Here is a 16,955-nt window from a genome sequence, read left to right as displayed (position 1 = left end):
GACCGGTGGCCCGGGTCGAAAGCTAGAGACGCATGCCCAGAGCCGATACCGGCACATATGGACAGATGCGGACAATTCAGGACACGAGGGCGGGCTGTCCATCGGTGGGGGCAGGTCTGGCTCGTGAATTGGCCTGCCCTCGGCGCCATTTGACGGTGCGACGACGAATCGTCGCTGCTCTTTCGCCGGCTGCGGATCACGTCGCCGTCATCATCCGATATCGCAAGCCTGCCACAAGCTTGTTCAGTCATTGTGCAGATGACAAAATCGGCAAAGGGCGGACTTTCTTGGCCATTTCCCCACCCAGCGACATCGTCATGGACGTTGCCCGCGCAGCGGAGCCGGCCGATGTCGAGGCCGCGCGGGCGGCGCTCGCCAGACGAGCGAACGGCGCCTCGGCACCGTTCGCCCTCGATCCATGCGCGACGGTCGATGCCGGCTCCGTGCTCTCGCGCGCCACGGCCGACAAGGCCGAGGCCGCCAATCCGGCGAAGAAGTTCCAACGTTTCGAGGCGATGGTGCTGACGACCTTCATCCAGAACATGATGCCCAAGGACACCGAGGGCGTTTATGGCAAGGGCCTGGCCGGCGACATGTGGAAGTCGCAGCTCGCCGAAAAGGTGGCCGATGTCATGGCCGCGCATGGCGGCATCGGCATCGCCCGATCTATGCTTGCCGACCACTATCTCGACGGCAAGCACAAGGTGCCGGTCGGCCCCGTTGCCGGCGGACCGCAGAAAACCGAGATCGACCAGCAGACCAGGCTTTCGACCTCGATGCTCGAGGAGCTCGAGCGCAAAGCCGCACGGTCGATGACCGGCGACGACATAAACATAAAAACGGACATCAAGATCTAGGGACCTACATGGCCGACCAAACGGACCTTTCCAACCTTCCCGCACGCACCAACGCAATGGAGGCGCCCGTCGCCGCGCGACCCGGCAACCTCGCCGCCATCATCGGCCGCATCGAGGAAGTCGTGGACGAGGAGACCGCCGGCATCCGCAGCGGAACAGCGTATGACCTCAAGGCCTCGAACGCGCGCAAGAGCCGGTACCTCTACGAGCTGAACCGCGCCTTGAAGGGTGCCAACGAGATCGAATTCCTCGAACAGCACCGCGAAGGCCTGCTGCGGCTGCGCCAGAAGCTGGCCAAGAACGAGGCGGCGATCCTTGCCCATCTCAACGCTGTCAACGAGGTCGCCACGCTTCTGCGGAACGCCATCCAGCGCGCCGATACCGACGGCACCTATTCGGCCGGCGAATTCGGAATGGCCCGGGCATGATCCCGAACCGCAGGACCGCGTCAGCGAAAAGTGGAGGCCGCTTTTCGGACGAGATCATGCTCGAAACAAATAGAACATGATAAAGTTCATCGCCGCCGCGCTGTGGATCTGCGCCGTGACGCTCGGCGCGGTCTTCTATTCCTTCCAGGCGGCCGGCCAGCGCGGCGCGGCCGAACCGCCGAAGCCGATGCTGGGCGGCCTCGACTACGTCAAGACCGACATGATCTCGGTGCCGTTGCTGCGCGACGGCACGATCGACGGCTATTTCCTCACCAAGCTGGTCTACACGGTTGAGCCGGAACAGATAAAGAAGCTGTCGATCCCGGCGCAGGCGCTGATGACCGACCAGGTCTATTCCTATCTCTATTCCAACCCTCAGATCGATTTCACCAAGAAGGAATCGATCGACCTCGACGCCTTCCGCAAGTCGATCCGCGACACCATCAACAGCCGCGTCGGCGTCGAGTTGGTGCACGAGGTGCTGATCGACCAGGTCAATTTCCTGTCCAAGGACGATATCCGCGACAACGCGCTTCGCCGCCGCAAGAATGCCGGCGAAACCGCGGCGGCGATGACCAAGCCCTTCCAGGCGGCGCCGGAGCATTGACGGCCCGGCCCGCCGTCCGGCGGAGACATGGCACAGCCCTCCAAGCGATATGACGCAGGGTGACCGCGTTGACGTTAACGTCAACTCGAAGCTATATGCGCCGGTGACAGGCAACCGCGCGCGGGCGCGGCGCGCTTACCTCGCCCAGCGGCCAAGCGCCGGTGCGCGTCAACGCAACCAACGAGGAGACCGCCATGGGCGTTCAGGAGATTGCCGACAAGATCAAGTCGCGCGTGGCTAGCGCCGGCTTCGAGCATTCCGTCAAGTTCGACACCGGCAGCGACGGCGTCATCGTCATCGACGGCGCGACCGTGTCGACCACCGACGCGCCGACCGACTGCACCGTCAAGCTGTCGCTCGACGATCTGGATTCGCTGATTGCCGGCGACCTCAACCCGACCATGGCCTTCATGGCCGGCAAGCTGAAGGTCGAAGGCGACATGACCGTCGCCATGGCGCTCGGCCAGTTGCTCGGCTGATCCTTCGCAAAAAACAGCAATGCCGCCCCGATGGGCGGCGTTGCTGTTTTGTCGAACCTGGAGCAATTCCAAGAAGAGTGCGTAGCGGTTAGGCTCGGCGCCTTCGCCGTAGCTTTCCGTCCGGAATTGCGTGAAACAAAGGCTTCAGGCGACGAAGCCCGGCGCCTGTCCCTTGATCTTGCGGCCGGCGGCCTTGATCGTGCCTGTGGCGGCGTCCAGCACGCCGTCCTTCAGCGCCAGCGCCAGCAGCCGGTGCCGCTCATAGGGGCCGGGCATGGCAAGCGCTCCGGTACGGTCGGCCGAGAAGCCGAACCGCCCATAATAGGGCGCGTCGCCGACAAGCAGGATCGCGCCATGGCCGAGCCGCGCGGCCTCAGTGATTGCATGCCGCATCAGCGCCGAACCTATGCCGCCGCTCTTCAAGCCCGGCTCGACCGCGAGCGGGCCGAGCAGCAGCGCCGCCGGACCCCCCTCGCCCAGCCTGACATCCCAAAGCCGCACCGTGCCGACGACGGCGCCCGAGGTATCGCGCGCGACGAAGGCCAGGCCTTCCGAGGGCCGGCGGCCGCGCCGCAGCTTCTCGGATGACTTCTTTCTGCGCTTCGGCCCCATGGCGCGGTCGAGCAGCGCTTCGCGCGCCACGACGTCGCCTCCGCCTTCGCCAAGGATGACGAAGGCAGGCGCCTGGGCGGCCCCCTCGTCCGGCGCGCCGCGCGAGCCAGCCTTTGCCCGGAGGGCAAGGGAGGGCGCCAGCGCCGCAGTCGGGCTCTTCTCCCCCGCGGAGAAAAGCTCAACCAACGGTCCGGACGAGGGGGCAATTTCGGTGGCCAAGATGGCCGATTTGGTCAGGTATTCCATATCCGCGATCCTTCACGAGCGGAGATCTGTTCCACAAGCGAGCCCGGGCGGGCGATGGACATCGCCCGCCCGGATGATCTGAGCGGTTCTTGCGAACCGGTCAGATCACGTAGGATCGGAGAGGCTCGAAGCCGTTGAAGGCGACCGCCGAGTAGGTGGTCGTATAGGCTCCGGTGCCTTCGATCAGCACCTCGTCGCCGATGGTCAGCGACAAGGGCAGCGGATAAGGCGTCTTCTCGTACATCACGTCGGCCGAATCGCAGGTCGGGCCGGCGAGCACGCAAGGCGCGGTCTCCGAGCCGTCATGGCGGGTGACCAGCGGATAGCGGATCGCCTCGTCCATCGTCTCGGCGAGACCGCCGAACTTACCGATGTCGAGGAACACCCAGCGCACATTGTCATTGTCGGCCTTCTTCGAGATCAGCACGACTTCCGACTTGATGACGCCGGCATTGCCGACCATGCCGCGGCCCGGCTCGATGATCGTCTCGGGCAGCGCATTGCCGAAATGCTTGCGCAGCGCCGAGAAGATCGCCTGGCCATAGGCCTGCGCCACCGGCACGTCCTTCAGGTAACGGGTCGGGAAACCGCCGCCCATGTTGACCATCTTCAAGACGATGCCTTCCTCGGCGAGCGTCGCGAACACCTTCTTGGCATCGCCCAGCGCGCGGTCCCAGGCCGAAAGGTCCGTCTGCTGCGAGCCGACATGGAACGACACGCCATAGGCGTCGAGGCCGAGGCCCTTGGCATGGCGCAGCACGTCGACGGCCATCGCCGGCACGCAGCCGAACTTGCGCGACAGCGGCCACTCGGCGCCCTCGCCGTCGGTCAGCACGCGGCAGAACACGCGCGAGCCGGGAGCGACACGTGCGATCTTCTCCACTTCTTCGACGCAGTCCACGGCGAACAGGCGAATGCCGAGCTGGTAGGCGCGTGCGATGTCACGCTCCTTCTTGATGGTGTTGCCGAAGGAGATGCGATCGGCCGGCGCGCCGGCATCCATCGCCATCTCGACCTCGGCAACCGATGCGGTGTCGAAGGACGAGCCCATCGCAGCAAGCAGGCGCAGGATTTCCGGCGCCGGGTTTGCTTTCACCGCATAATAGATCTTGGAATCGGGCAACGCCTTCTCGAAGGCGCGGAAATTGTCGCGCACGACATCGAGGTCGACGACGAGGCAGGGACCGTTCGGACGTCGGGTGGCAAGGAAGTCAAGGATGCGCTGGGTGGCCATCGGGATCTCTCCATCACGCCTTTCGGCGCGCAATAAGGCTGCGGGACGCGGGCTGTCGGCCTCGCGAACACGCGGTGGACAAAGGCGGGACGGAAATTCATGGAACCAGCCGGTGGAGACCCCGGAACCATGAAACGCCGTCTCGCGGCGGTGAACCTTGGCCTTGCCCGGCCTCGGTTCGCTTTGTCTGCCTTGGCTTGGATGGGAGACCCGTCCGCACTGCCGGCAATGAAGGTGTGCCTCTTTAGTAACCCCGGTCTTTGGACGACCGGAAGAGAACCAGAAAGGCCCGCACCGTCGTTGCTTCAAGGTGTCCTCGGTCTTGTGGTTGGCCACTGACCGACTGGAGGGGTTGGCTCCAGTTACCTTACCGATTGCCCTCACCATTCGAGGATCGGCGGACACCCACAGGCACGTGCGACTTTGGGCAAGCGCGATATAGGAGCGAAGGGTTTCACAATCAATAAAAATCGTAAGCCCAGGTTGTAAAATTTCTGGCATCGAACAATGTTTGTCGCACTGTATCCGGAAATCGAACGATGCCAGGAACTCAAGGACCGCTGAACGCCTTCCTCGATCTGCGCCAAATGCCTGTGGCGAATGCGGAATTGGGCCCGCTCGCCGGTCTGCGCCTGGCCGTCAAGGACATCTATGACGTCGCCGGCTACCGCACCGGCTGCGGCAACCCGCAACGGTTCGAGGAGGCGCATGCCGCCTCGCGCACGGCGCAAGCGGTGCAGACGATCCTCGATGCCGGCGCGCGATTCGTCGGCAAGACCCAGACCGACGAGCTGGCCTTCTCGCTTTTCGGCCAGAACGCGCATTTCCCGTACCCGGTCAATCCCGCAGCGCCAGATCGCGTCACCGGCGGCTCCTCTTCCGGCTCGGCGGCCGCGGTTGCCGGCGGCCTGGCGAACATCGCCACCGGCTCCGACACCGGCGGCTCGATCCGCGCGCCGGCGAGCTTCTGCGGCCTGATCGGGCTGCGCACCACCCATGGCCGCATCTCGCTCGACGGCGCGATGAAGCTGGCATCGAGCTTCGACACGTTCGGCTGGTTCGCCGACGACATCGAGACCTATGAGACGGTCGGCAAGCTTCTGCTCGGACGCGATCCGCACCAGCACCCGCTCAACCGCCCGCTGTCGATCCGCTGGCTGGACGCCTTCGTCATGGGTCCGGCGGAAGCCGCCGAATATGCGCGCATGAAGGCGCTGGCCGCCGGCGTCATCGGCCAGCCCGTGGAGACCGAATACGCCTTCGCCTCTTTCCCCGACGAGCTTTACTGGTGCTTTCGCCGCTTGCAGGCCTTCGAGGCCTGGCGCGAGCACGGCCCATGGATTTCGGCCGGCGGTCGCCTCAGCCCGGGCGTCGAGGAGCGTTTCGGCTTCGGCCGCACCATCGATGCCAAGATTGCCGGCACCGAAGCAGCGCGCCGGTTGGCGTTCCGGGCCGAATTCGAGGCACTGCTCGGCAACAACGGCTTCCTGGTGCTGCCCACCGTTCCCGGCGCGGCACCGCTCGCCGCCGGCGCGCCGGAACAGTTCCAGGCCTATCGCGAAAGGGCGCTGCATCTCTTGTGCCTCTCCGGGCTCTCGGGCTTTCCCCAGATCACCTTGCCGATCGGCGCGATAGACGGCGCACCCTTCGGCCTGTCGCTGCTCGGGCCTTCCGGCAGCGACGTTGCCCTGATACGGCTCGGCCGCAAGATTCTCGACGCGGCACGAAAGGTCTGACCATGGATACATTGACCCGCATGCGCGCCTTCATCGACGTGGTCGAAGCGGAAGGCTTTTCGGCCGCGGCGCGCAAGATCGGCCGCTCCAAGGCGCTGCTGTCGAAATATGTCCGCGAGCTGGAGGACGAGCTCGGCGCGCTGCTTTTGAACCGCACCACGCGCCAGTTCTCGCTGACCGAATCCGGCCACACCTATTATCAGCGCGCTTCCGAGATCGTGCGCGAGGTCGACAGCCTTGCCGAGACGGTGCGCCAGTCTTCCGGCGACGTCCGCGGTAGGATCAAGCTGTCGGCCGCCCGCACCTTCGCCGATGCGCCGATCGGCCAGTCGCTGGTCGACTTCGCCAGGCAGCACCCTGACATCGTGCTCGACATCCATCTCGACGACCGGTTCGTCGACCTCGTCGAGGAAGGCTTCGACCTTGCCGTGCGCATCTCGCGGCTGGAGAACTCCTCGCTGATCGCCAGGCGGCTGGCGCCGTTCTCGGTCAGGCTTTGCGCATCCCCGGAGCTGATCGCCAAGCACGGCGCGCCGACGCGGCCGCAGGATCTCGCCAACATGCCTTGCATCGTCGACACCAACGGCCGCTCGCTGGCCAACTGGCGCTTCAAGGGCGAAGGCGAGGACTCTGTGAGCGTGGCCGTTTCCGGCCCGATCGAGGTCAACAGCCCGATCGTGGCAAGAGCGGCCGCGCTCTCCGGCCTGGGCTTCGCCATGCTGCCGGATTTCGTCGCCGCCCCCGACGTCGCATCCGGCAAGCTGGTCACCGCGCTCGACGACCGCATCCTGGCGGGTACCGGAATCTTCGCCGTCTACCCGCACCGCCGCTATCTGCCGGCTAAGGTGCGCGTCTTCGTCGACTTCCTGGTGCACTGGTTCAGGACGCGCGACACCGCCTGATGCCTGCGCCGGAACGTCAGCAACGGCGCGCATCGAAGTGAAGCTGCGGCATGTCGCCCAAAAGCGCGCAGCGGTTTTGGGAGAACGACATGCATTGAAATCAATGCGCGTCCCAATTTCGCCCGCTTTCTGTCAACTCTCGGGCTCGCCCCCGAAGTCAATGGAATCACGGCACGGAATGCATCTGAAACGGCAAGCAACCATGCTGGCTTCGGCCCTTGCGGCCACATTAGCCTCGGTCGAGCAGGCTGAAGTGCACCCGCACGTCTTCGCCGAAGCCCGCCTCGACGTCATCCTCAGCGCGGATCACCAAAGTGTGACGGCGTTGCGCCACCTTTGGCGCTTCGACGACCTGTTTTCGAGTACGGTGTTGATGGAGTTCGACAAGAACAACGACCTCAAGCTTGACGACAAAGAGCTCAAGGAAGTGGCCGACACCGTTCATTCCTCGCTGGCGGAGTTCAACTATTTCCAGCTCGTCACGCAGGACGGCAAGGACGTGCCCATGGTGCCGCCGCCGCATCTGATGGCGAACTTCGAGAACGATCAGTTGATCATCCTGTTCGAGTCGCAGCCGAAGGCGCCGATCAAGCTCGCCGGCAAGATCGATATCGGCGTCTACGATCCGACCTTCTATACGGCGATCGACTTCACCGACGACGCCAATCTCAACGTTGAGGGACTGCCTTCGACCTGCACCAGGAAGGTCATCCGTCCCGACCCGGACGAAGCGATCAAGGAAAACCAGAAGACCCTGACGGACGCATTCTTCAACGATCCGACAGGCACCGACATGAGCAAGATCTTCGCCACCAAGCTCGAATTGAACTGCGCGCCAGAAGGATGATCGGGTGATGAGACCGTCGCTGCGTTTGGCCCTCGGCCTCTTGGCCGCCGCCTTGATGGCGACCCATCTGTCGGGCGTGGCCCATGCCCAGAGCTCGCTCGGCATCGGCGTCAATGACGGCATGGCGCCGACCACCACGGGTCCGTTCGCCCATATCCTGATGTGGATCAACCTTCGGCAGCAGGAATTCTACCATTCGTTGGCTGCCGCCATGAAGGCCATGCGCCAGGACGGCAGCAAGCTCTGGCTTTTGATTGGCCTCTCCTTCGCCTATGGCATTTTCCACGCCGCCGGCCCCGGCCACGGCAAGGCGGTGATCTCGTCCTACATGGTCGCCAACGAAGTGGCGCTGAGGCGCGGCATCCTGCTTTCCTTCGTCTCGGCGCTGCTGCAGGGCCTGACGGCGGTGGTCGTCATGATGCTTGCCTATTTCGTGCTGCGCGGCACCTCGATCTCGATGACCGACGCCGCCTGGTTCCTCGAAATCTCCAGCTTTGTGCTGGTGACGCTGTTCGGCGCCTGGCTTTTGTGGCGCAAGCTCGGTCCGTCGATCCTGCGCCTGTTCGGCCGCGCACCCGCCTACAGCCTGTCGGCCGCCCATGCCGGCCATTCCCATGCGGGACACGCGCACGCCCATTCGCATGCGGGCCATTCCCACGCACATGCGCACGCCGCGCATTCCCTGCACGTGCACGAGGATCATGATCACGATCATCATGACCACGCGCATGCCCACGCCCATGGTCATGGCGCGCATGAGCACCACCATCACGCCGCGCACGATCACGGTCACGCCCACCACGACCACGGCCTGGGTGAAGTCTGCGAGACCTGCGGCCATTCGCATGCGCCGGATCCGGCGATGCTTTCGGGCGACCGCTTCGACTGGCGCACGGCCTGGTCTGCGGTGGCCGCCGTCGGCATCCGCCCCTGCTCCGGGGCGCTGATCGTGCTGAGCTTCGCGCTGCTCAACGGGTTGTGGGTAGGCGGGCTGCTGTCGGTGCTGGCGATGTCGATCGGCACCGCGATCACCGTCTCGGCGCTGGCGACGATCGCCGTGACGGCCAAGAACTGGGCGGTCTATTTCGCCGGCGACGGGCGCATCGGCAACCGCATCCATTCCATCGTCGAGATCGGCGGCGCCGCCTTCATCTTCCTGGTCGGACTGCTGCTTCTGTCGGCCAGCCTGTCGGGCGGCGTCTGACTTTTAAGGCTGGCTCGCCAGGGTTGTTGAGATCAGGTCAGGCCGGCCTTACCTGGATATCAACGCACCTTCCCGCCCAGCTCATCATCGATGTGAGCCTGGATAATCTCCTCGAAATTGCTTTCGGCGGCAAAGCCGAGCTTCCGCGCCCGCCTCGCCTCGAACCGAGTCGGCCAGCCTTTGACGATCGCCCATATCGTTTCGTCCGGCTGCTCGCGTATCCGTTTCGCGACCTCGGCGCCGGCAATGCGCTGCAGCGCCTCGATCTGCTCGCCGACAGTGACGGCGACGCCGGGCATGGTGAGGTTGCGGCGCGGCCCCACCGCAGCGCCATCGATTTCCGCAGCGTGGATCAGGAAGCCCACCGCCGAGCGCGGACTGGCATGGGTGTGCAACACCGAGCGCGGCACCGGCAGGATCGCCTCCTGCCCGGCGAGCGGCTCGCGGATGATGCCGGAGAAGAAGCCCGACGCCGCCTTGTTGGGTTTGCCGGGGCGAACGCAGATCGTCGGCAGCCGGATGCCGATGCCGTCGAAGAAGCCTCGCCGCGTATAGTCGGCGAGCAGCGCCTCGCTCATCTGCTTCTGCGTGCCGTATGAGGTGAGCGGCGTCGGATGGAATTCGTCCGGGATGACGTCCGGGAACGGCGCGCCGAACACGGCGATCGACGAGGTGAAGACAAGGCGCGGCGCGAACGCCGCCAGCCGCACCGCATCGAACAGCGCGCGCGTGCCGTCGAGATTGACGCGATAGCCGAGATCGAAATTGGCCTCCGCCTCGCCCGACACGATGCCGGCCAGGTGGAAGATCACATCCGGACGGGAAGCCACGAGGGCAGCCGTAGCGCCGGGCGCGGAAAGATCGCCAGTATGGATCGAGACATCGACGCCGGCGAGCGCCGGCGCCTGCGGCGCCACGATGTCGTGCAGGTCGAGCGCCGTTATTTTTCGCCCGCGCAAGGCACCGTCCCTGGCCAGCCGCGCGATAAGCTTGCGGCCAACCATGCCGGCGGCACCCGTGATCAGAATCCTCATCTTCAGAGACCTTTCTTGCGCTGGCTGCGTCCGCGCAGCCAAAGGACCACGAACAGCCCGACCATGAAGACCACGGCAATGGCAGCGGCCAGGACCGTCGATACCTTGCCCGCGGCCAGCATGATCGTCGGCAGGAAATAGGCGGCGAGACCGAACAGAAGCAGTATCACGGCCGCGGCGATCGCCGCGTTGCGGGTGTCGCGATCCATCAGCAGGCCTTCCTCGTTTCGAGGCTGTTCGGCTTCGTCATCACGGCGCGATCAGTGATAGTGCCGGCGATCGGCAGGCGCGCCATGCGCGTGGTTGTGATCATGATGGTGGTCGTGCTCGTCATGGCTGTCGGCGCACTGGCCGAATTCGGTCTCGACCGTTGCATGCTCGATGCCGTGCTTGGCCGCAAGCCGTTTCTTGATGGCGCTCACCGCTACATGCGGATCGACGCCGTCGTTCAGGCAGGCATGCAGCGTCGCCATGTTGGAGGTCCCGTCGAGCGACCAGACATGCATGTGATGCACCTCGCGCACGCCCTTGACCGCGCCTTCGATGTCCTTGGCGACCACGTCGCGGTCGAGGCTTGCCGGCACGCCTTCGAGCAGGACATGGGCGGCCTCGCGCATCAACGACCATGCCGTCGACAGGATCAGCAGCGACACCAGGACGGAGAGGATCGGATCGATGGGCGTCCAGCCGGTTGCCAGGATGATGAGGGCTGCCGCGATTGCCGCGGCCGAGCCAAGCAGGTCGCCCAGCACGTGCAGGATGGCGCCGCGCATGTTCAGGCTCTCGCGGTCGCCGCCATGGAGCACGAAGAAGGAGGCGAGGTTGACCAGCAGACCTGCCACCGCCACGACCAGCATCGGGCCGCCGAGCACCGGCGCCGGGTTCATCAGCCGCCCCCAGGCCTCGTAGACTATCCACAGCGCGATGACGAAGATGGCTATGCCGTTGGTGTAGGCAACCAACGTCTTCACGCGGGCGAAGCCATAGGTGAGCCGGCCGGTGGCCGGACGCCCCGTCAGGTGGAAGGCATACCAGGCAAGGCCGAGCGCGATCGAATCGGCGAGCATATGGCCGGCATCCGCGAGCAGCGCCAGCGAGCCGGTGAGCAGACCGCCGAGCGCCTCGGCGACCATGAAGCCGCCAGTCAGGCAGGCGGCGATCAGCACGCGCTTCTTGTCGGTCGAACCATGCACATGGCCATGGCTGTGACCGGCCGGGCTATGATCGTGCGAAGCGTGGTCATGCGCCATTGCTGAACTCCTGTCTGACCTGGCCCGACAAGCGGTTTCCCACTGCCGGAGATCGTGGTCTACGCGCCAAAGTCGGCGCGAAAATCCTCGAGTCGCCGCTTCTGGCCGCCCTCGCCATCGAAATTCGCCGGATCGAGCCAGCCTTCATAGGCCTTGCGCAAGGCCGGCCATTCCTTGTCGATGATCGAATACCACGCCGTATCGCGGTTTTCACCCTTGACCACAAGGTGCTGGCGGAAGATGCCTTCGAACTTGAAGCCGAAACGCTCGGCGGCGCGCTTCGAGGGCTCGTTGCGGTTGTTGCACTTCCACTCGTAGCGGCGGTAGCCGAGATCGTCGAAAAGGTATTTCGCAAACAGGAACTGGGCTTCGGTCGCCGCCGGCTTGCGCGAGATCAGCGGACCCCAATAGATGTTGCCGATTTCGCCGACGCCGTTGTTGGCATCGATGCGCATCAGCGTCTGGCGCCCGGCGATCTTGCCGCTTGCCTTGTCGATGACGGTGAAGAACAGCGGATCCTCGCTGGCTTCCACCTTGTCGAGCCAGGGCTGGAAGGCGGCGCGGGTTTCCGGCGGATAGTCGGGCAGCCAGGCGAAACGTCCGCCGACATCCGAAACCGAGGAGGCCTCGTAGAGGCCGTCGCCATGCTTTGCCGCGCTCAGTGGCTCCAGCCTGACGGTGCGTCCCTCGATCGCTTTGCGTTCCGGCCGCGGACGCGGCTGCCAATTCTTCAGATCTTCCGACACCGACCACTCCAATCCGTTGACTTTTCCCAGCGGACGGTCACAAAAACGCTCGCTCACAGAAAGAACCACAGGGACGGGAAAAATGCTCCACACGATCGCGGCCTTCGACCGTCTCGGCGAAGAAAACGCCTTTGCGGTGTTGGCGAGGGCCACCGCGCTTGCCCATCAGGGCCGCGACATCGTCAATCTCGGCATCGGCCAGCCCGACTTCAAGACGCCGCAGCACATCGTCGAGGCGGCGATCAAGGCGCTGCGCGACGGCCAACATGGCTACACCCCGGCAAACGGCCTCTTGGCCACCCGCGAGGCGGTCGTGCGCCGCACGCTGACCACCACCGGCGTCGAGGTGTCGCCCGAGAATGTGATGATCCTGCCCGGCGGCAAGCCGACCATGTTCGCCGCGATCCTGATGTTCGGCGAGGCCGGCACCGAGATCCTCTATCCCGATCCCGGCTTTCCGATCTATCGCTCGATGATCGAGTTCACCGGCGCCACGCCGGTGCCGGTGCCGGTCCGCGAGGAAAACGGCTTTGCCTTCTCGGCAGACGAGACGCTGGCGCTGATCACGCCGAAAACCAGGCTGCTGATCCTCAACTCGCCCGCCAACCCGACCGGCGGCGTCACCCCCCGGGCCGAAATCGAGAAGCTGGTCAAGGGCCTGGAGAAGCACCCTGAGGTCGCCATCATGTCGGACGAGATCTACGACGTCATGACCTACGACGGCGAGACCCACTATTCGCTGCTGAACTTCCCCGAGATTCGCGACCGGCTGATCGTGCTCAACGGCTGGTCGAAGACCTGGGCGATGACCGGCTGGCGCATGGGCTGGTCGATCTGGCCGAATGGCGACAAGGGCGCGCATCTCTACGACAAGGTGCGCAAGCTGGCGGTGAACTGCTGGTCCTGCGTCAACGCGCCGAGCCAGTTTGCCGGCATCGCCGCGATCGACGGCCCGCAGGACGACGTCGACAAGATGATGCGCGCCTTCGACAACCGCAGGAAGATCGTGGTCGAGGGGCTGAATGCGCTGCCTGGCATTTCCTGCATCACGCCGAAGGGCGCCTTCTATGCCTTCCCCAATGTCTCGAAGACCGGCTGGAAGGCGAAGAAGCTCGCCTCGGCGCTGTTGGAGGATGCCGGCGTGGCTTTGATCGGCGGCCCCGATTTCGGCGTGCTCGGCGAAGGCTATATCCGGCTTTCCTACGCCAATTCCGAGGAGAACATCCTGCGCGCGCTGGAGCGGATCGAAGCTTTCTTGAAGAAGTGACCCCCTCATCCGGCCGCTTCGCGGCCACCTTCTCCCCGTTGGGGAGAAGAGGTTGGCGCCGGTGCTGACGATCTCCTCTCCCCTCGCGGAGAGGTCGGATTGCCCTTCGCAATTCGGTTGGCAATCCGGGTGAGGGGGCTTTTCTCTAACCTCTGCCCACAAACGGCATCTTCGTCGCCATCACCGTCATGAACAGCACGTTGGCGTCGAGCGGCAGGCTCGCCATATGCAGCACCGCGTCGGCGACGCGCTGCACATCCATCACCGCCTCGGCGGCGATCGAGCCATTGGCCTGCGGCACGCCGACCGTCATCGGCTGCGCCATCTCGGTCAGCGCATTGCCGATGTCGATCTGGCCGCAGGCGATATCGAAAGGCCGGCCGTCGAGCGCCAGCGTCTTGGTGAGCCCGGTGATCGCATGCTTGGTCGCCGTATAGGGCGCGGAGCCGGGGCGCGGCGCATAGGCCGACACCGAGCCGTTGTTGATGATGCGGCCGCCCATCGGCTTTTGCCGGCGCATGGCGCCGAAGGCCGCGCGGGCGCACAGGAACGAGCCAGTGAGGTTGACGCCGACGACATCGTTCCAGACCTCGACCGGAATCTCGTCGATCAGCGTCGACTTGTAGCCCATGCCGGCATTGTTGAAGAGCAGGTCGACGCGGCCGAAGGCTTCGAGCACAGTCTCGAACATGTCATCGACTTCCGCGGCCTTGCTGATGTCGCAGGCGACGGCCAGCGCCTTGGCTTGCGTCTTCCCCGCCTCGGCGATCGCCTCTTCCAGCACCGTCTTGCGGCGGCCGCAGAACACCGTATTCCAGCCTGCCTTGAGCAGCGCCGTGGCGACGCTTTTGCCGATGCCGGTGCCGGCGCCGGTAACGATGGCGGTCTTCTCTGCTATGGCTGTCATCGCCGTCCTCCCGGTCATGACTGGAAAGACGTGGCATCGCAAATGGAAGCGATCATGGCAAGCAACTGTTGGCGATAAAGCAGGGGCCAACAAAAAGGGCGGCCATTGGCGACCGCCCCGATCTGAACCGTGCTTGGGAGGAGGATAAGCCGGTCCGACTGATTAAAATGATGCGCTTGCTGAGTTAACGAGAGATTAACGACCGGCAAGGGCTCGCCCGATGGCGTTTACCAAGGCTGATTCACCACGGTGAACTGGGCGCGCTTCCGGCCGGCACCTTTGCCGCCGAAACCGTCGCCTCGACATGATCGACCAGGGCGTCCGGCAGGCCGAGCCGGCCGGCCAGCAGGTCGAGATAGCCGCGCTCGGCGCGCGTGTCGGGATCGATCGTCAGCCGCGAGGCGGTGTAGAGCTCGAGCTTCTGCGCATCGGTCTTGGCGCCGGCGACCAGCGTGTCGAGATCGAGCGGGCTTTCGAGCTCTGCAATGAGGAACTTCTCGGCTTCCGCACCGACGCCGGCGAGCTTGAGCTTGTCGGCGATCTTCTTGCGTTCGCCATCGTCGACATGGCCGTCGACCTTCGCCGCCGAGATCATCGCTCTGACCAGCGTCAGCGTGAACTCGGCCTCGCCTTGCGGCGCCTGCGAGGGATGGAAGGCGGTGTCCGCCGGGGGCGGCAGCAATTCAGGCTCGCTGGCAGGCGGCGCCTGCGCCGGTTCCTTGCCGGCCTTGTAGTTCTGGTAGGCCTTGTAGGCGAGGCCGCCGATGGCTGCCAGACCGCCGAGCTTGACGGCCGCGCCCGTCACCTGCCGGCCGGTGCCGGTGCCGAGCAGCACGGCGGCAAGCGCGCCGGCCGCGAGCGGATTGTCCTTCGCCATCTGCACCGCCTGCCCCGCCTTGTCGCGGACAGTCGAGCCGGTCCCAGGGATTTGCGAGCCGAGAAGGTCGTCGAGCAGCTTCTTGGGGTCGAGCATCAATGCCTCCAGAATTGGCCCGGCCGAATGCGCGCGGGCAAGGTTTCGGACCGGCAAGAGGTAGGCCCCGCGCTTTGACATTACAATGACTGCGGACATTTCGCTCGTACGGCGCCGCTGCCGGGCGGACTCGTCATGTGTCGAAACGGCGGAATGCTTCGAATAGGATCACACCGGTTTCGGAAAGGAGCGATTGGATGACGAATGCAGAAAGCCGCGAGCCGGCACGCGATCCGCAGGATCTCGAGCGTCTGCTGATCGATCGGCAATGGGCCGGCGACATCGAGGGCATGCTGGCTCTGTTCGAGCCCGACGCCGTCGTCGACAGCGGCGATGACGAACCGGTTCGCGGCCGGCACGCGATCCGCGCGCTGTTCCAGCAGGGCATCGCCGCGGGTCGCAAATTCCAGCGTGGCGATCAGCGCCCTGCCCTGGTCAACGGCGACCTGGCGTTGACGTCGACGAGGCTGTCCGATGGCAGCATAACCAGCGAGGTCGCACGTCGTCAGAGCGACGGAACATGGCTCTGGGCGATCGACCGTTATTCGGTCGCCTTCTGAGCAATTCCAGGAAAAGTGCGCAGCGGTTAGGCTCGGCGACCTCGCCGTAGCTTTCCGTCCGGAATTGCGTCTGACAAAGAACTAGCTGCCGATATGGCGCTTGCCGCCGCGCGCTTGCGCCAGTTCCACCTGGCGATGGCGTTCGGCATAGCGCGCTCGATCCTCGTCGGAGCGCGTTTCAAAACAGTGCGGGCATGAGACGCCGGCGGTGAATTTCGGCGACAGCCGGTCCTCGACGGTCAGCGGGTGGCGGCAGGCGCGGCAGAGTTCTGCTTCGCCCTCGGTCAGGCCATGCGAGACCGACACCCGCTCGTCGAAGACGAAACATTCGCCTTGCCACAGGCTCTCCTCGGTCGGGACGTCCTCCAGGTATTTCAGGATGCCGCCCTTGAGATGGAAGACGTTTTCGAGGCCGAGCGACCTTACATAGGCCGTCGCCTTCTCGCAGCGAATGCCTCCGGTGCAGAACATCGCCACCTTGCGGCCTTCAAGCTCTCCGCGGTGCTCCTCGAGCCAGGCGGGAAACTCGCGGAAGCTGGTGGTCTTGGGGTCGACCGCGCCCCTGAAAGTCCCGAGCGAGACTTCATAGGCGTTGCGCGTGTCGATGACGACGGTGTCGGCGTCCGAGATCAGGGCGTTCCAGTCTGCCGGCGCGACATAGGTGCCGGCGCTGGTCGCCGGATCGATGTCCTCGACGCCCATGGTGACGATCTCGCGCTTCAACCGCACCTTCATGCGGTGGAACGGCATTTCGGCGGCGCTGCTGTATTTGACTTCCAGCCCGGCAAGGCCTTCGATGGCTTCGAGGTGATCCATCAGCGCGGCAATCGCCTCCTCGCTGCCGGCGACGGTGCCGTTGATGCCTTCCTTCGCCAGAAGCAGCGTGCCCTTGATGCCGCGCCCGCAACAGAAGGCAGCGAGCGGCGCGCGCAGGGCCTCGTGTCCGTCGAGCCGGGCAAACTTGTAGAGGGCGGCGACGCGGACTGGCTGGATTTCCTTAGCTATTGTCATGGCAATGCCACTAGACCGTGCTGAAAGCCGTTTCAAGGCGGACACTGCCGGCGCA

The 16,955-nt window shown here is 64.8% G+C and carries 19 protein-coding genes; 10 read left to right on the top strand and 9 right to left on the bottom strand.

What is annotated here, in order from left to right:
* Positions 1-287: 287 nt before the first annotated feature.
* The 4 genes from LB572_RS13125 (at position 288) to LB572_RS13110 (ending at position 2,371) form a co-directional block, all read left to right on the top strand.
* Positions 288-857, top strand: a complete 570-nt coding sequence (locus tag LB572_RS13125; RefSeq protein WP_224667999.1) for a rod-binding protein — start codon at positions 288-290, stop codon at positions 855-857.
* A gap of 8 nt (positions 858-865) precedes the next feature.
* Positions 866-1,285 (top strand): hypothetical protein, encoded by a 420-nt coding sequence (locus tag LB572_RS13120; protein WP_140803148.1) that lies wholly within the window; start codon positions 866-868, stop codon positions 1,283-1,285.
* A 76-nt stretch (positions 1,286-1,361) separates the two neighbouring features.
* Complete coding sequence (locus LB572_RS13115; protein ID WP_140803149.1) at positions 1,362-1,892, top strand: hypothetical protein; 531 nt, start codon at positions 1,362-1,364, stop codon at positions 1,890-1,892.
* A gap of 194 nt (positions 1,893-2,086) precedes the next feature.
* Entirely contained in the window at positions 2,087-2,371 is a 285-nt protein-coding gene (locus tag LB572_RS13110) for an SCP2 sterol-binding domain-containing protein (protein WP_140803150.1), read from the top strand.
* A 144-nt stretch (positions 2,372-2,515) separates the two neighbouring features.
* On the opposite strand, the gene LB572_RS13105 is transcribed toward LB572_RS13110, so the two are convergent.
* A complete protein-coding gene (locus LB572_RS13105; RefSeq protein ID WP_263497965.1) occupies positions 2,516-3,229 on the bottom strand; it encodes a GNAT family N-acetyltransferase in 714 nt (237 codons plus the stop codon).
* Between the two features lie 100 nt (positions 3,230-3,329).
* A complete protein-coding gene (gene odc2, locus LB572_RS13100; RefSeq protein WP_140803152.1) occupies positions 3,330-4,463 on the bottom strand; it encodes an ornithine/lysine decarboxylase in 1,134 nt (377 codons plus the stop codon).
* Positions 4,464-5,002: 539 nt separating this feature from the next.
* Here odc2 and LB572_RS13095 point away from each other — a divergent pair.
* From LB572_RS13095 to LB572_RS13080, 4 genes are all read left to right on the top strand, one after another.
* Positions 5,003-6,199, top strand: a complete 1,197-nt coding sequence (locus LB572_RS13095; protein WP_224667998.1) for an amidase — start codon at positions 5,003-5,005, stop codon at positions 6,197-6,199.
* 2 nt (positions 6,200-6,201) lie between these two features.
* Positions 6,202-7,101: a LysR family transcriptional regulator gene (locus LB572_RS13090; protein ID WP_140803154.1), complete on the top strand. Its 900-nt coding sequence runs from the start codon at positions 6,202-6,204 to the stop codon at positions 7,099-7,101.
* Positions 7,102-7,279: 178 nt separating this feature from the next.
* Complete coding sequence (locus tag LB572_RS13085) at positions 7,280-7,948, top strand: DUF1007 family protein (RefSeq protein ID WP_140803155.1); 669 nt, start codon at positions 7,280-7,282, stop codon at positions 7,946-7,948.
* A 7-nt stretch (positions 7,949-7,955) separates the two neighbouring features.
* Positions 7,956-9,152: a nickel/cobalt transporter gene (locus tag LB572_RS13080; protein ID WP_224667997.1), complete on the top strand. Its 1,197-nt coding sequence runs from the start codon at positions 7,956-7,958 to the stop codon at positions 9,150-9,152.
* 59 nt (positions 9,153-9,211) lie between these two features.
* Here LB572_RS13080 and denD read toward each other — a convergent pair whose 3' ends face one another.
* From denD to LB572_RS13060, 4 genes are read right to left on the bottom strand one after another with little or no spacing between them, the layout of a single operon-like run.
* Positions 9,212-10,186 (bottom strand): D-erythronate dehydrogenase, encoded by a 975-nt coding sequence (gene denD, locus LB572_RS13075; protein WP_224667996.1) that lies wholly within the window; start codon positions 10,184-10,186, stop codon positions 9,212-9,214.
* Positions 10,187-10,188: 2 nt separating this feature from the next.
* Positions 10,189-10,395, bottom strand: a complete 207-nt coding sequence (locus LB572_RS13070; protein WP_140803158.1) for a hypothetical protein — start codon at positions 10,393-10,395, stop codon at positions 10,189-10,191.
* Between the two features lie 51 nt (positions 10,396-10,446).
* Complete coding sequence (locus tag LB572_RS13065; RefSeq protein ID WP_140803159.1) at positions 10,447-11,436, bottom strand: cation diffusion facilitator family transporter; 990 nt, start codon at positions 11,434-11,436, stop codon at positions 10,447-10,449.
* A 59-nt stretch (positions 11,437-11,495) separates the two neighbouring features.
* The gene (locus tag LB572_RS13060) at positions 11,496-12,182 is read right to left on the bottom strand and encodes a GNAT family N-acetyltransferase (protein ID WP_140803160.1); all 687 of its coding nucleotides are present in this window, start codon (positions 12,180-12,182) and stop codon (positions 11,496-11,498) included.
* 82 nt (positions 12,183-12,264) lie between these two features.
* Between LB572_RS13060 and LB572_RS13055 the strand changes: the two genes are divergently transcribed.
* Positions 12,265-13,449 (top strand): pyridoxal phosphate-dependent aminotransferase, encoded by a 1,185-nt coding sequence (locus LB572_RS13055; protein ID WP_224667995.1) that lies wholly within the window; start codon positions 12,265-12,267, stop codon positions 13,447-13,449.
* Between the two features lie 145 nt (positions 13,450-13,594).
* On the opposite strand, the gene LB572_RS13050 is transcribed toward LB572_RS13055, so the two are convergent.
* The gene (locus LB572_RS13050) at positions 13,595-14,356 is read right to left on the bottom strand and encodes an SDR family oxidoreductase (RefSeq protein ID WP_140803162.1); all 762 of its coding nucleotides are present in this window, start codon (positions 14,354-14,356) and stop codon (positions 13,595-13,597) included.
* Positions 14,357-14,597: 241 nt separating this feature from the next.
* Entirely contained in the window at positions 14,598-15,329 is a 732-nt protein-coding gene (locus tag LB572_RS13045) for a tellurite resistance TerB family protein (RefSeq protein WP_224667994.1), read from the bottom strand.
* A 197-nt stretch (positions 15,330-15,526) separates the two neighbouring features.
* Between LB572_RS13045 and LB572_RS13040 the strand changes: the two genes are divergently transcribed.
* A complete protein-coding gene (locus LB572_RS13040; RefSeq protein WP_224667993.1) occupies positions 15,527-15,889 on the top strand; it encodes a YybH family protein in 363 nt (120 codons plus the stop codon).
* A gap of 81 nt (positions 15,890-15,970) precedes the next feature.
* On the opposite strand, the gene LB572_RS13035 is transcribed toward LB572_RS13040, so the two are convergent.
* The gene (locus LB572_RS13035) at positions 15,971-16,900 is read right to left on the bottom strand and encodes a rhodanese-related sulfurtransferase (protein WP_224667992.1); all 930 of its coding nucleotides are present in this window, start codon (positions 16,898-16,900) and stop codon (positions 15,971-15,973) included.
* Between the last annotated feature and the right edge of the window lie 55 nt (positions 16,901-16,955).

The organism is Mesorhizobium sp. BH1-1-5 (genome assembly GCF_020165615.1).
In the GTDB taxonomy this organism is placed as follows: Bacteria; Pseudomonadota; Alphaproteobacteria; order Rhizobiales; family Rhizobiaceae; genus Mesorhizobium.
The sequence above is the reverse complement of the archived record's forward strand: the minus strand, read 5'-3'. Positions and strand labels throughout refer to the sequence as shown.